At 66.8% G+C, this 13,255-nt stretch carries 15 protein-coding genes and 2 pseudogenes; 5 read left to right on the forward strand and 12 right to left on the reverse strand.

Going from position 1 to position 13,255, the window contains the following annotated elements:
• Positions 1–114 precede the first annotated feature (114 nt).
• Together OG741_RS15475 and OG741_RS15480 are read right to left on the reverse strand one after the other, a co-directional pair.
• On the reverse strand, positions 115–1,095 hold the full coding sequence (locus tag OG741_RS15475; protein ID WP_405598159.1) for a GNAT family N-acetyltransferase: 981 nt from the start codon (positions 1,093–1,095) through the stop codon (positions 115–117).
• Between the two features lie 194 nt (positions 1,096–1,289).
• A pseudogene (locus OG741_RS15480) lies at positions 1,290–1,625 on the reverse strand (NUDIX domain-containing protein); the annotation flags it as partial.
• Positions 1,626–1,667: 42 nt separating this feature from the next.
• Here OG741_RS15480 and OG741_RS15485 point away from each other — a divergent pair.
• Positions 1,668–2,222 carry a DUF6262 family protein gene (locus OG741_RS15485; protein ID WP_405605582.1) on the forward strand — a complete coding sequence of 185 codons (555 nt, stop codon included), beginning with the start codon at positions 1,668–1,670 and terminating at the stop codon, positions 2,220–2,222.
• 43 nt (positions 2,223–2,265) lie between these two features.
• Here the strand turns inward: OG741_RS15485 and OG741_RS15490 are convergent, their stop codons facing one another.
• From OG741_RS15490 to OG741_RS15520, 7 genes and pseudogenes are all read right to left on the reverse strand, one after another.
• Positions 2,266–2,799, reverse strand: a complete 534-nt coding sequence (locus OG741_RS15490) for a hypothetical protein (RefSeq protein ID WP_405598161.1) — start codon at positions 2,797–2,799, stop codon at positions 2,266–2,268.
• Entirely contained in the window at positions 2,765–3,025 is a 261-nt protein-coding gene (locus tag OG741_RS15495; protein ID WP_405598163.1) for a hypothetical protein, read from the reverse strand. The genes OG741_RS15490 and OG741_RS15495 overlap by 35 nt, the downstream gene beginning before the upstream one ends.
• Positions 2,982–4,397: a hypothetical protein gene (locus OG741_RS15500; protein ID WP_405598166.1), complete on the reverse strand. Its 1,416-nt coding sequence runs from the start codon at positions 4,395–4,397 to the stop codon at positions 2,982–2,984. The genes OG741_RS15495 and OG741_RS15500 overlap by 44 nt, the downstream gene beginning before the upstream one ends.
• 113 nt (positions 4,398–4,510) lie before the next feature.
• Entirely contained in the window at positions 4,511–5,227 is a 717-nt protein-coding gene (locus tag OG741_RS15505) for an ATP-binding cassette domain-containing protein (RefSeq protein WP_405598169.1), read from the reverse strand.
• Positions 5,228–5,333: 106 nt separating this feature from the next.
• Positions 5,334–5,663, reverse strand: coding sequence for a hypothetical protein (locus OG741_RS15510; protein WP_405598172.1), 330 nt, complete (start codon positions 5,661–5,663; stop codon positions 5,334–5,336).
• A 71-nt stretch (positions 5,664–5,734) separates the two neighbouring features.
• Positions 5,735–6,082 carry a response regulator transcription factor gene (locus tag OG741_RS15515; protein ID WP_405598175.1) on the reverse strand — a complete coding sequence of 116 codons (348 nt, stop codon included), beginning with the start codon at positions 6,080–6,082 and terminating at the stop codon, positions 5,735–5,737.
• Positions 6,083–6,633: 551 nt separating this feature from the next.
• Positions 6,634–6,741, reverse strand: a pseudogene (locus OG741_RS15520) (NUDIX hydrolase); the annotation flags it as partial.
• Between OG741_RS15520 and OG741_RS15525 the strand changes: the two are divergent.
• Entirely contained in the window at positions 6,737–7,084 is a 348-nt protein-coding gene (locus OG741_RS15525; protein ID WP_405598178.1) for a hypothetical protein, read from the forward strand. The pseudogene OG741_RS15520 and the gene OG741_RS15525 overlap by 5 nt on opposite strands.
• A gap of 23 nt (positions 7,085–7,107) precedes the next feature.
• On the opposite strand, the gene OG741_RS15530 is transcribed toward OG741_RS15525, so the two are convergent.
• On the reverse strand, positions 7,108–7,800 hold the full coding sequence (locus OG741_RS15530) for a TetR/AcrR family transcriptional regulator (protein WP_405598181.1): 693 nt from the start codon (positions 7,798–7,800) through the stop codon (positions 7,108–7,110).
• Positions 7,801–7,936: 136 nt separating this feature from the next.
• Here OG741_RS15530 and OG741_RS15535 point away from each other — a divergent pair, with 136 nt between their 5' ends.
• Both OG741_RS15535 and OG741_RS15540 read left to right on the forward strand, forming a co-directional pair.
• Positions 7,937–9,241, forward strand: coding sequence for an NADH:flavin oxidoreductase/NADH oxidase family protein (locus tag OG741_RS15535; RefSeq protein WP_405598183.1), 1,305 nt, complete (start codon positions 7,937–7,939; stop codon positions 9,239–9,241).
• A gap of 135 nt (positions 9,242–9,376) precedes the next feature.
• Positions 9,377–10,234, forward strand: coding sequence for an SDR family NAD(P)-dependent oxidoreductase (locus OG741_RS15540; protein WP_405598186.1), 858 nt, complete (start codon positions 9,377–9,379; stop codon positions 10,232–10,234).
• 15 nt (positions 10,235–10,249) lie between these two features.
• Here OG741_RS15540 and OG741_RS15545 read toward each other — a convergent pair whose 3' ends face one another.
• Positions 10,250–10,588, reverse strand: coding sequence for a hypothetical protein (locus OG741_RS15545; protein ID WP_405598189.1), 339 nt, complete (start codon positions 10,586–10,588; stop codon positions 10,250–10,252).
• A 334-nt stretch (positions 10,589–10,922) separates the two neighbouring features.
• Here OG741_RS15545 and OG741_RS15550 point away from each other — a divergent pair, with 334 nt between their 5' ends.
• Entirely contained in the window at positions 10,923–11,687 is a 765-nt protein-coding gene (locus OG741_RS15550) for an excalibur calcium-binding domain-containing protein (protein ID WP_405598192.1), read from the forward strand.
• A gap of 158 nt (positions 11,688–11,845) precedes the next feature.
• On the opposite strand, the gene OG741_RS15555 is transcribed toward OG741_RS15550, so the two are convergent.
• A complete protein-coding gene (locus tag OG741_RS15555) occupies positions 11,846–13,231 on the reverse strand; it encodes a DUF445 domain-containing protein (RefSeq protein WP_405598195.1) in 1,386 nt (461 codons plus the stop codon).
• Positions 13,232–13,255 lie beyond the last annotated feature (24 nt).

The raw sequence follows: 13,255 nt of genomic DNA on the forward strand, positions 1-13,255 counted from the left end.
TCGGAGACCGCAAGAGCCCGATGAAGCCGAACCCAAGATGGTTCACGGACTGTGTGCCAGAGCCCGGGTTCGGGCAGCACCGGGCCTTCCTCGCGGGCCGAGTGTGGAGGGGTCTCAGCGCCAGTCGTCGATCACGTAGGCGTCGGGGTGGCTGTAGCCGGGTTCGTTGGGCCTGTGCATGGTCACGCCCTGCAACCAGGTGCGGAAACCGCGGTCGACCATTCGACGGTAGGCATCCGGGCGGCCCAGGTTCATCCCGGCGTCCAGTTGACCCAGGCCGCGCTCGGCGGCCAGCTGCTCGCACGCGCCAAGCAGTCGTTCGAACCGGTTGGCGGCCTCCGGGCCAGGGCGTACGGCTCCGAACTTGACGAAGCACACGTCCTCGCCGGCCTCCGACCCGGCTCCGCAGTGGCAGACGGCCAGGCCATCGAGCTCGGAGCCGGCGCCCTGGAGCAGAATGGTGTCACCGAGCCCCTGCGCGTGCGTGGCCACGATCTCGCGTTCCAGGCTCAGGCCCTCGTACACGGCCCCGGTCAGTGCGCGACAGAGGGCCAGTGCGTCGGGCTGCTCGGCGGCGGGCAGCCGGCCGTACAGCACTCGGCCGGGGACTGCGGCACTGCCTGCCACCTGCTTCTTCATGATGGCTGTGAGGAATCGGGGCCAGAAACCGTAACGGCGATAGAGCTCAAGGTGCTTGGGACTGTGCGAGAAGGTGAACAGGCCCAGGTGGCGGTTCTCCCAGGTGTCGAAGCAGTCCATGACCGGCTCCATGAGGCGCCTGCCGACGCCCTGGTCCCACAGGTCCGGACGCACGCTCAGCGGACCGAAGTACCCGACGCTGCCCCAGTTGACGGCGAAGTTCGTTGCAACGACTTCGCCCTCGACCGTCGCTGCGAAGGCCGCCTGTGGATCGGCCGCCCAGCGAGTGCGGACGTAGTCGGCGGTCCCGAAGAACGTCTTCGGCTCGGGAGCCCCGAGGAACGTCCCGAAGGCGACCCTGAAGATCTCGTCGGCCCGATCCAGGTCCGCCTCACCCAGCGGGCGGACCGACACAGGGCCCGTGCCACTCTTGCGCTCCCCTGCCGGTGGGATCATCGCTCTCTCCTTCCCGACCCCCTGTTTCATCGCACCACGTGCGTGCGCCGCAGGCGAGGCGAAAGGTCCACCGATACCCAGGGACCGAGGACCCGGCCGGTGACGACGACCCCCGACGGCGATCGGACCACCGCCGAGGAGCGGGTGGCGGAGATCTTCGCCGCTGTGGAGCGCGTGGAGGCGGCGCTGACGGCTCAGCCGAGGTAGGGGTAGGTGCCGGCGAGGTAGTCGCCGATCTGCTGGCGCATGCTGGCGTGGATGTCGTACTGGTCGAGATCGGCGGGCTGGACGAAGCGGACGCCGTCGGCTTCGTCGTTGATGGTGGGCTCGCCGCCGATCGGGCGGCCGATGTAGGTGTTCTCGTACTGCTGGCGGATCTCGCCGTCGGAGTAGGCGACGATGTGGTGAGGGTTGGTGTAGACCCCGGGGAAGCCGGTGATCTCCGCGACGATGCCGGTCTCCTCCAGACATTCGCGCACCGCGCACTGTGCAGCGGTTCCGCCGATGTCCTGGGCACCGCCCGGCAGCGATACACGTACAGCCGTCGACGCCGACCCCGAACAGGACGTCGCATGAAGACCGCCCTCGTTTCCGAACCGCGCACGGCCGCAGCCCTGGCAGCCCGCCGCCAGAGGACCGAAGCCACCCTCCAGCGCGTCCGTGAGGCCATCGCCCGGCTGCGGCGCGAGAAGGCCCAGGTCAGCGTCGCCGCTGTCGCCCGCCGCGCGGACGTCTCGCGCACCTTCCTCTACGACAACCCCGAGGCCAGCGAACGCCAGACCCGGATGCTCGCCGAGCAGGACGGCAAGCGCGAGGCGACCTGGCGCGAACGCGCGCTGAACGCCGAGGGCGCCCTCAACGCCGCACACGCCGAGATCCTCACCCAGCGCACCCGCATCGGCGAACTCCTGGGCCAGATCCGAGACTTGCAGGCCGAGTGGACCGAGGAGGCCATCCAGCGGATCGCCACCGAGAACACCACCCACAAGCAGAGGATCCGCCAGCTGACGGCCGACAACCACACCCTCGACGAGCGGCTCAAGGCCGCCCGCTCCAATCTCCGCTTCCAAGACCGGCGCCTCGGCGACCTCGAAGCCCACCTCGCCGATCCACACGGCCCAACCTGACAAGTTTCCGGGAAACCCGGTGACCGTCACGGGGCGGAGGATGTCAACTACTGTCTTCTGGCTGTCGCCATGTCGCGCGGAAGCTGTGCCAAAGGGCCCGGCCGTCGCCGAAGAACGGCAGCAGGAACACGATGTGCGCGAGGTACCACCAGGCCAAGGACCGGTCGAGGTCGGGGAGCCAAAGAAGGGCGCCCACCGCGATGCAAGCAGACGGCCCGGCCAGGGCGACCACAGCTGTCTGCCATGCACTCATGGTCCCTTCCGGGATTACCGACGTACGCCACGCTGTCCGCTCGATCGCGATGTGAGTGACTGTGCGGATCCGTTTAAGGACGAGGGCGTGTGCCGACTCGTGTAGGGCGAACGGGGCCACGAGGCCCAGGGTGGCTGGTTTGACCAGCAGCACCCACGCCATCTCGGCCGGTACCGGGTCACCGGAGCGCGCCATCCAGACCAGAGCCATGGCCAGGAGGACACCGGCGAACGCCAGCAGTGGCCACACCTGGGCGGCCACCGTCCAGCCAACCGTGCGGATCTTCAGGTCAGTTGCCGGGCGTCTCGTTGAGGAGCTGGTCACGGCGCTGCTTCAACCCCCGGTAGATGATCTGGACCATCGTCAAGATGACGGTGAGCACGAGGAACAAGACGATGATCGGGACCGGATTGTCGATGCCGGTGGTGATGCCCGTTGCCCCGTTGTCCTTCTCCACCGTCTCGAAGACCAACGACCCGAAGAACGCTTTCCGTTCGCCGAACTCATCACTGCCCGTTGAGAACATAAGGGTGAGCAGGGTCGCCACCACCGTGACCAGAGTGAGCAGCGCGGCCCCTATGGCGACCTTCACGACCGACCGTGCCTTGAGCATTCCTTCTCCTCGACTCGTTTGTGTGGATTCCTTGTACCGCGTACCAGACGAACGCGACGGCCGCCCCGGCAAGGCAAGCCATCACCGCCCAAGGCGGGAGACTGAGCATGCCCAGCCCGATCACTGACAGGCCCAGAACGATGACGACCACGGACAGCCCCAGGAACACGGAGAACGGATTGTCCTTCTCTGCCGGGAACACGATGCTGATACACGTGGTCATGACCGCCCCGCCCAGGCAGGATGCCAGCGCCACTCCGCTGGAGAGAAACCGGTCCGGGTAGATCGCCGTCGTGATCGCGAGAGCGGGCACGGCGAACACCGAGAGCAAGACCAGCTGCGCCCTGATGAGCCGTACGTAGACCACCCAGGCCGACGCCCGAGCGCCAGGCAGCATCCGCAACGGCTCGGTGGCGGTGAACTGATACAGGCCACCAAAGGACAGGGCAGCAAGACCCCACATGGGGTTCATCGATGGTTTCGCCAGCAGCAGGTAGACGAACACGGCGACCGCCATCGCGACGGCGGCAACGGTCTGCGCGCTGCGCAGCAGACACCAGTCATAAGGTCCCAGAACGTCTCGCAGCCGCACGCTTCCGGGGAGTTTCAGGTAGCGGGACTGGCGTACGTGCTGGTTCGGGGCGAGCGCGAAGGCCAGGGCCATGAGTACGGCCGACAATGCCACCGCGGCAGCCAGGGTCAGCCAGGGCCCGTGCTCGTTCCACGCCCAGGACACCGACGTGACCCACGTGTACTCAGTCCGTTTGCTCAGATACGCGCCGGAGATGTCCTGGATCATCGGTGTCATCAGCGCGGAGTAGTAGGCCAGCACCGCGAACAGGACGAGCACGTTGAGGATGCCCGCCATCCGGCTGAGCCCCATCAGCATCCACATCCGGGTCAGCAGCTGGTACAGAACAGACAGCACCAGGTAAGTCAGGGCGACCGGCAGGATGACCGATGCCGTGATGTACCCGGTCGCGGACGGGCCGAGGAGGATCAGCGCGCTGACGGAGAGGGAGACCAGGCCGGCGGCGGCCACGATGGCGGTCATCGCCGCTTCGTACATGAGGAACGCCGTCGAGCGTTCCCGGTTGGTGACCGGTAGCTGATAGCTGAGCTGAAGCATCCCTTCGGCGTTGATGAACAACACCTTCACCAGCAGGAACGCGATCTGCACCCACAGCAGGAGAGACACCGTCGAGGTGTCGAACAGCAGCCGCCATACGGCCGCTTCGTCGGCCAGGGGACGCAGGAAGAAGTAGGCGGCAGTGCACATGACGCCCAGGAGCAGCACGGCCGCCACCATGACGAACACTCTGACCGGGGTGGATTTCAGGACTCCCGCCCGCAGTACCCGGCGGCGGAAGAAGACGAGGAGCATCCGGGCCAGGACGGCGGACTGCTTCAGCCGTACCGCCGTCATCGCTGGGACGTTTCGAGGTAGTCGAACACCATGGCAGCCAGCGATCCGTGTTCTTCGACCAGATCCTTCGTCGGCTCGTCGTACACCACGTGGCCCAGGTCGAGGAAGAGGGTCCTGTCGGCCAGGCGTTCCAGCACGGCGAAGTCGTGCGTGCACAGAAGGATCGAGCGGCCCGCGTCGCGGACCCGCCGGAACTCTTTCTCGGCGAGGTGCAGCGCTTCGAGGTCGATGCCGTTGAGGGTCTCGTCGATGATGGTGAGCGGCCGACGCATGACGAGCGCGGACACCAGTTGCGTCTTCTTACGCATGCCGTGTGAGTAGTCCTCGATGAGGTGGTCGTAGCGGCCATCCATGGAGAACTTGCGGAACAGGCCGATGGCCTCATCGTGGTCGACATCGAGGTCGAACAGTTTGCCCATCATGGAGATGTACTCGCGGGCGGTGAGGAACTCGGGCAGGTAGTCGTTGCTGGACAGATACATGCCCCGCTGCTTCGCCTCGGGCCGGGCGTGCTCATGGCCGCCGATCCGGATGAACCCGGACTGAAGGCGTACGAGGTCGAAGATGTTCCTGATCAGTGTGGACTTGCCGGAGCCGTTGGGGCCGACGAGACCGACGATCGTGCCTTCCTCGACCGTGAAGGACACATCCAGGAGAACGTTGACAATGCCGTCATAGGAGTAGCTGACGTCGTTGACATTCAGGAGAGACACTATCGCGTTGATCCTTTACCGAGTCCGTCAACCAGGGCGGTGCCCAGGAAGCCCGGGTACTACCGGGGAGCTTCCTGGGCACCTGGCAAACACAGCCGTCAGGCTGCTACACGCATTCGGCGCTGACCTTCAGGCCGAAGTTCTTGAAGGACCAGTTGCCGCTGAACCTCTTGTTCTGCTTCACCACACACCAGACGACCAGTCCGGCGAAGATGGTGGCGCCCAGGGCGAGGATGACAGCGGTGAAGATCAGGAACCAGGCGTCGTAGCGGACGAGGCCCTTGTCGACCTTCGTCTTGATCGACGCGATGGCACGTGCGGGCGCCGTGGTCGCAGCCACGTACGCGCCGATCGACGCGTTCGTGTAGGCGCTGACGGCCTTCGCCTGTACCGATTCGCCGACTATGGATTCCCGTTCCAGAGTTGACACTGACACAGTTGTTCTCCCCTGCGGTTGATGTTGACCCGGCTGAAGATGTCATGACCCTGGGCGTGGGCACTAGTGTTCTAATGGGCACCATGCGGGGCGCTCCTGAGTATCGCGATGACGGCCGCTTCCGTCCGCGACGTAATCTCCAACTTGATGAAGACGCTGGTGACATGCTTCTTCACCGTCCGTTCCGTGATGCAGAGACGGTCGGCTATCACCGTGTTTGGCTGGCAGGCACCCAGCGCGGCGAGGACCTCACGCTCGCGCTCCGTGAGAAGAGACAGGTCTGCGTCACGCACCCATGACGGCACACTGAACCCTCCGCAGCAGCCGCGAGTCTCTTCATGATCATTATTTCTGTCTGACGACAGTCTCAATTTCGATCCCCCGTGACGACGGTCACCCGCCCGTTCGTTCGACTGCACATGACCCGGGCGGTTTGGTCAGAACCGCTGGCTAGTCGCAGCGGTCACTGTAGGCACGGCGTGAACAGCGGGGCAAGAGAATGATGTTGGGCTGGCGCCAATGCGGCTCCGCAGGTTCAGCCCGGCGGAATCATGGACGGACTGCATGCACCTGAGTCAATCGCGTGGAGTTCCCGTGAAGCGGAATGGCTGAGAGCCGTGTTGCGTGTGCGGCCGGTGGCCGAAACGTGATGGGTCCATGGTTCCGTCTCAGCTATCCTCGGCCGTCCCACGGTTTCTTGTACGTCGTAACGAGCTTCTTCGTGGTCGTCATCGAGACCGACATCTACGACGCGTCGCGTGGCTTCAACGAGGTTTGAAGTACGCCTTCTTCACGCCCCTTGGCTTGAATCTGCCTTTGCCATCGCGGCGACGGCCGACTTCAGCCACACCTCGCCTTCCCGGGGATGAACCCGAAGGTCGGTGAGGTGACGCTTCCGGTCATGCCCCACCGCGCTCCGAGTGGCTTGCGTCGAGCGCGATGTGGAACGGGTGGAGGCGGCGGAGGCGCCTCAGCCGAGGTAGGGGTAGGTGCCCGCGAGGTAGTCGCCGATCTGCTGGCGCATGCTGGAGTGGATGTCGTACCGGCCGAGATCGGCGGGCCGAACTGCCGCTGTGCCCAAGGCCCTTCACTCCGTCCGCAGCCGCCTCACCGTCTTCCCGCTGGACGAGCTGACCGTCGGCCTCGGTGACATCGCCGTCGTCGGAGTCGTCGAGCCGGACAACGCGACCGGCGATCACCTGTGGCGGCCGGCCGCGAGCGTGTACGCAAACCCGCCCACCGGGCAGGTGCAGGCGCGGTGGATCCTCACGCAGTGCACCCGGGCCCCTATCGCCAAGGCTCCCAGCCAGCGCGATCTGCCCGATGCCCAGTGGACCGGCGACCTGAGCCGTGAGTTCCGCCTGGACGCCCTCTTCGCCAATCACGCCACGTTGCTCACAGGGCGTCTCAGTATCGAGTGACGGATCGAGTCCGCAACGGGCACTCAGTGGCTGGTGACGCGCCCTTCCGCCATGCACACGATGCCGGTCACCAGCATGTCGATGCCCAGCTCATGGTTGGCCTCCGGGCCCGTGCACGCCGCCAGAGCCTCCGCAGAAGCGACCACGTTGGGGTGGCGGCGGGGTGACAGAGCGCTGAGTGAGGCTCGCTTGACGCGCATGGCGTCTTCGCGGGCCTCAGCGTCGGCTCCGTACGCCATGCCTGGCTCGTCGGACACCAGCGTCACGACGGCGGTGAGCAGGAAGCCGCCGATTTCCGCGGACTTGTCCGCATCGAAGCCTGCCTGGCGCAGCAGCGAGAGAGTGTGCTCCGCGACTGCCAGTCCGGGCTCGCAGGAGAGGATGGAGGCCCGGGCAAGCCCGGCAACTGCAGGATGGGGTCGCAGTGCCGCGACCAGCGCCATGAGCAGTGCCCGAAGCTGCTCGTCCCAGGGCGCGGAGTCGGCGGGCGGGAACTGAACCTCGCTGAAAAGCCGCTCGGCGATTCCGTCGAGCAACTGGTCCTTGTCCTTGAAGTGCCAGTACAGCGCCATGGGCGTCACGCCGTGAGCTTGAGCGAGCCGCCGGATGGTGACCGCCCCGAGGCCCTCGGCGTCAGCCAAAGCGATGGCGCCCGTCACGATGGCGTCCCGGCTCAGCCGCTCGCGCGCCTCAGCAATGTCCCGCTTCTTCACCATGCCGATGACTGTACCTTGTACAGGTTCGCCTGTACGGTGTCCATGTACCTTGTACAGGTCTTCCCTGTACGGTGTCCATGTACGTTGTCCAGGTACGCCGTACAGCGGCGTTTCTCAGAGAGGCATCTGCGGGCTCATGTCACCTTCGCCGAATGCGGACCCAGCCGCGCTGTCCTCAGCCCTCACCCTGGGCTGCGGCCTCACCTTGCCCAATCGACTCGCCAAGGCGGCGACCAGCGAGCACCTGGCCGACAGGTTCGGTGCCCCGACCGCACAGCTCATCCGGGCGTACCGGGCAATGGCCACGTCCGGCGTCGGCCTGGTGATCAGCGGCAACGTCATGGTCGACGGCTCGTCGCTCGAGGCGCCGCGCAATGTCGTGATCGAGGACGACCGCCACATCGACGCGCTTCGACGCTGGTCGGCTGTCACCGCCGATACGCCGGCCCGTTTCATCCTGCAGCTCTCGCATCCCGGCAGGCAGACCATGCGCGGCAACACACTGCCGGGACGTCGGCAGGACGTGGTGGCACCGTCCGCCGTTCCCCTGTCCACGGGTGCCGATCGCCTCTTCCGTCCGCCACGCGCCCTGCGGGAAGAGGAGATCGCGGACATCATCGGCCGGTTCGCCCGCGCCGCCGAGGTCGCCGCGACCGCCGGCTTCCACGGAGTTCAGCTGCACGCCGCCCACGGCTATCTCCTCAACCAGTTCCTGTCCCCCCTGAGCAACCGGCGCACCGACCGGTGGGGTGGCTCGCTGGAGAACCGTATGCGGCTGCTGATCGAGGTGTTCCGGGCCGTCAAGACGGTGACCCCCGACGATTTCATGGTCGCCGTCAAGCTCAATTCCGCCGACTTCCAGCGCGGTGGATTCGAGCCCGATGACTCCCAGACCGTGGCCAAGGCCCTGGAAGCGGAAGGTGTCGACCTCATCGAAATCTCAGGCGGCACCTACGAAAACACTGCCATGTTCGCAGGAACCTCGCCGCGCGATTCGACCCGTCAACGCGAGGCCTACTTCCTGGAGTTCGCTGAACGGTTCTCCAAGGAAGTGACCGTACCCATGATGCTGACCGGCGGCTTCAGGACCCGCCAGGTCATGATTGACGCGCTGAACAGCGGCGCGGTGGATGTAGTCGGTCTCGCCCGGCCGATAACCCACGACCCCGGCTTCCCCCGTGATCTGCTGGCCGGCAGCGCTGAACGAAGCTCGGCCCGGCCGCGGAGCACGGGCCGCAAGGCGGTCGACGCGTTCCTCGACAGCGCCTGGCACCAGCAGCAATTGGCCCGCCTCGGCCGCGGTAAAGACGTCAGGCCGAAGCGAGGCACCGCCGCCGCATTACTCATCGCCACATTTGTCACCATGCGCGACATTCTGGCGCCCAGGCTCGGCATGACCTTTTCGGGCCCGCGGAAGCGACGACGTCGGCCCCATGGCTGAGCGCGCCACTCCGTCAACGGGCACTACCCGCAGGTGGAGCCAGCCCCTGAACCGTGGATCAGCTGCGGCCGGTCAGATCCGGCCGCAGCTTCCTTCAAAGCCCAGACAGACCGAAATCCAAGAGGGACAACAGGCATGACCAACGAAACGACGCTGAGCGGCAAGCGTGTTCTCATCACGGGAGGCTCGGCCGGAATTGGTGAATACGCGGCCATGGAACTTGCCCGCCTCGGGGCAGATATCGTCATCACGGGACGTCGCGAGAGGGTGGCTTCCGAGGCGGCGGACAGGATCCGGCGTGAGACCGGTTCCACGGTCGACGTCCTGACAGCGGACCTGTCTTTGATGAGCGGCACGCGGGAGTTCGCCGAGGCGTACATGGAACGCTACGAGGCTCTTGACATCCTGGTGCACTCTGCCGGAGGCACGGCCGTACGGCGCACGCTGACTGCCGAAGGTGCGGAGCTCACCTATGCCACGCAGTACCTTGCCCGCTTTTACCTCAACAGTCTCTTTCTCCCGGTCCTGGAGGGTCGGGACGCGCGGATCATCGCGGTTTCCGGAGGCGGTTCGGTCAAGAAGCAACTGGACCGGACCAACCTCCACGGCGAGGTCAGATACTCGAGCATGAAGGCCATCGAGACCATCTCGATCGCCAACGACTACTTGGGAATCGACTTCCAAGAACGCTACGGGCAAAAGGGCATCCGCAGTTACGTGTACGGCCCTGGGCCGGTGCGCGGAACCGGATTGACCGCGCCGTTGCCTTTCCTTACGCGCAGCGCGTTCATGCTCTCGAGCTACCTCATCGGGAGCTCTGTGGCGCAAGCGGCTCGCGATGTCGTCAACTTGGCGGCCGGCGAGCATCCTTCGGGTCTTTACCAGCGGCGCCTGAAGCAGGCCGTGCCGAGCAAGTACCTCCAGGACGCGGACGAGCGCGATGCCGTGTGGCGGGCCACGGAAGAGGAGATCGCACAGCGAGTGGCGAGTTGACCTGTCTGGCCAACCTCAGAGGGCCTCGTCCCACGCAGCCCGGGTCTGGGCGTGTTGTTCAGCACTCAGTGGCGGGGTGAAGCCCTCCGGGAACCGCATCATGGTGGGCTGAGGCCACATGCTCTCCAAGCCGTGGACCGTGCACTCCAGCGCGATGAGGTGCGGACCGTCCCCGCACGCCCCGCGTCTGTAGGCCTGATCGTGGGAAAGACAGGCGTACGAGAACACCGTGCAGTCATCTTCGTCGCGCGGCTCATGGAACGCGGGATCGCAGACGATGACCGTGACCGGGTCCTGTGGGTCGAGGCGAGGGATCGGGCGCGGGTCGCGCCAGAGCAGGCGTGGGGGCAGCACGCGCTCATGCTGCCAGGCCGCTCCGGTTCACCGGCCCGAGATCGCCGATGCCCCGGTCCGGGCGCGCTGCGCGGGGCTGCCTCCCGGTGAGCAGTTCGTAGCGTTCTTCGTACCTGATTGATCGAGTAGGCGTGTTATGCGGCCAGTTCTGACCGGCGTACGCACATCTTCATCACAACTGCGATACGAGATTCCGCGATCGCCTCGGCCGACTGAACCGGAATGTCATGCTCAGCACCCTCGGTTCTGATCCGTATGCCTTGGGGGACACATGTCAGGTATAGGTAGTACAGGCGCAGACAAGCGCTTCGCGTTAATCGCCGGTGCGGCAGTCATGGCCCTGGGGGTCGTGGGGTGCGGGGGCGACAGCCCGGGGGCGGCGAAACCCCTCGCCGCGACGACCACTTCCGCGGCGCCCACGCCGTCCGTGAAGGCGGCTCTCGGTCTCGTCGACGATCAGGAGAGCGCCGACGCGGGGAAGGCGATCGAGGTGAAGGTGCTGGGAAACGACAGCGTCACCCTCAAGGACGGTAGGACCGGCAACGTTGAAACCGCCCTGACCGCTGGGCAGTTCACCGTCTCTGTGGACGCCGCGCCCGCCCACGGGACCGCCGTGGTCGACGGGACCACCATCACGTACACCTCCAGTCCCGGCTACGGCGGGGACGACGAGTTCACCTACCGCGTCGACGTGGCCGGGCAGAGCCTGACCGGAACCGCCGTCGTACGGATCACCGTGGCCAAGCCCACACCGAAGCCGAAGCCGACGCCGACACCCAAACCCGCGAAGCCCGCGGTCTCGTACGCCAATTGCGATGCCGTACGGGCCGCCGGCGCCGATCCCATTCACGAAGGGGAGCCGGGTTACGGGCCCCACCTCGACCGGGACGGGGACGGGGTCGGCTGTGAGTCCTGGAGCGGGGGAAGCGGCGGTTCCACCGGAGGGAGCACCGGGGGCAGCACCGGCGGTGGTGGCGGGAGTACGTACTACGACAACTGCGCCGCCGTACGCGCCGCCGGCGCCGCGCCCATCCATGCCGGGGAGCCCGGGTACGGGCGGCACCTCGACCGCGACGGTGACGGCGTCGGCTGCGAGTGAGCAAGTGAGCGAGTGACATTCCGGCAGAAGATCGACGCTGCGCGGGCAGCTCTTCCACTGAGCCGCCGCTGCCCGCGCTGAACGCGCGCGCCCTGCCGTACGTACTCCTCAGCACCTCCCCCAGGTAACTGGGCGCGTGGCCGTACGGCAGGGATCGGTCACGCGCCCAGCGCGTGAGCCACGGTGTAGATCAGCAGCCCGGCCAGCGCGCCGACCACCGTGCCGTTGATCCGGATGAACTGCAGGTCGCGGCCGATGTGCGCCTCGATCTTGCGCGAGGTGTGCTCCGCGTCCCAGCCGGCGACGGTGTCCGAGATCAGAGAGGTGATCTCGGCGCGGTACGTGGTCACCACATACACGGCCGCGTCCTCCATCCAGCCGTCCAGCTTCGACTGCAGGCGGCCGTCCGTCGCAAGCCGCGCGCCCAGCGACAGCAGCGAGGCGCGGGCGCGCAGCCGCAGCTCGCTGCGGTCGTCCTCGGCCGCCGAGATGATCATGGTGCGTACGGAGGACCAGGCCGACGCGATCACGTCCTGCACCTCCGAACGCGACAGCAGATCCGACTTCATCCGCTCCACCCGCGTCCGGGTGTCCGTGTCCGACTGGAGATCGGCCGCGAAGTCGGTCAGGAAGCGGTCGATCGCGCCGCGGGCGGGGTGGGCGGGCATGTCGCGCATCTCCGTGACGAAGCGCAGCAGTTCCTTGTAGACCCGCTCGCCGACCTTCCGGTCCACGAAGCGCGGGGTCCAGCCCGGCGCCCCGCCCTCGACCGCGTCCATCACCGAGTCCGAATGGAGGACCAGCCAGTCGTGGGCGCGGGCGCAGATCAGGTCGACGGCGCGGTGATGGGCACCGTCGGCGACGACCTTCTCCAGGGTCTTGCCGATGCCGGGGGCGACCTCCGCGCTGTCGGCGCGGCGGGTGATCGCCTCGCCGACGACGGCCTGGACGTCGGAGTCGCGCAGCACGGTGAGCGCGCCGCGCAGTGCGGTGGACAGTTCGGCCGTGACCCGGTCGGCGTGGGCTGGCTCGGCCAGCCAGGCTCCGAAGCGGCGCCCGATGCCGAGCGCGTGCAGGCGCTCCCGTACGACGCCGGCGGAGAGGAAGTTCTCGCCGACGAAGGATCCCAGCGTGGTACCGAGCTGGTCCTTCTTGTTCGGGATGATCGCGGTGTGCGGGATGGGCAGGCCCAGCGGATACCGGAAGAGCGCGGTGACCGCGAACCAGTCGGCCATGGCGCCGACCATGCCGGCCTCGGCCGCGGCCGCGACGTAGCCGGCCCAGGGGCCCGCGCCGGAGTTCTTCGCCCAGGTGGCGAGAGCGAAGATCAGCGCGACGAGGACCAGCGCGCCGGTCGCCGTCGTCTTCATCCGGCGCACGCCGCGCATCTTCTCCGCGTCGGCAGCGGTGTACGCGAAGGAGGGGAGCGGCGTGCGGGGGCGGGGGCGGTCCCCGCCGGGCCGGTCCTGGCTGGGCCGGTCCCCGCAGGGCTCGCCGCCTGCGATCGCCTTTGGTTCCGTACGTTCCGGATCTGTACGTTCCATACGCTCCACCCGTCCGCGCGCGCC

The sequence above is a fragment of the Streptomyces sp. NBC_01410 genome (assembly GCF_045040195.1).
GTDB lineage: Bacteria > Actinomycetota > Actinomycetes > Streptomycetales > Streptomycetaceae > Streptomyces.

Excerpts from the sequence above, each read along its gene's own strand:
- OG741_RS15500 (WP_405598166.1), bottom strand. The coding sequence starts at position 4,397 with ATGGTGGCGGCCGTGCTGCTCCTGGGCGTCATGTGCACTGCCGCCTAC.
- OG741_RS15550 (WP_405598192.1), top strand. The coding sequence starts at position 10,923 with ATGGCCCTGGGGGTCGTGGGGTGCGGGGGCGACAGCCCGGGGGCGGCG.
- OG741_RS15475 (WP_405598159.1), bottom strand. The coding sequence starts at position 1,095 with ATGATCCCACCGGCAGGGGAGCGCAAGAGTGGCACGGGCCCTGTGTCG.
- OG741_RS15530 (WP_405598181.1), bottom strand. The coding sequence starts at position 7,800 with ATGGTGAAGAAGCGGGACATTGCTGAGGCGCGCGAGCGGCTGAGCCGG.
- OG741_RS15540 (WP_405598186.1), top strand. The coding sequence starts at position 9,377 with ATGACCAACGAAACGACGCTGAGCGGCAAGCGTGTTCTCATCACGGGA.
- OG741_RS15555 (WP_405598195.1), bottom strand. The coding sequence starts at position 13,231 with ATGGAACGTACAGATCCGGAACGTACGGAACCAAAGGCGATCGCAGGC.
- OG741_RS15485 (WP_405605582.1), top strand. The coding sequence starts at position 1,668 with ATGAAGACCGCCCTCGTTTCCGAACCGCGCACGGCCGCAGCCCTGGCA.
- OG741_RS15535 (WP_405598183.1), top strand. The coding sequence starts at position 7,937 with ATGTCACCTTCGCCGAATGCGGACCCAGCCGCGCTGTCCTCAGCCCTC.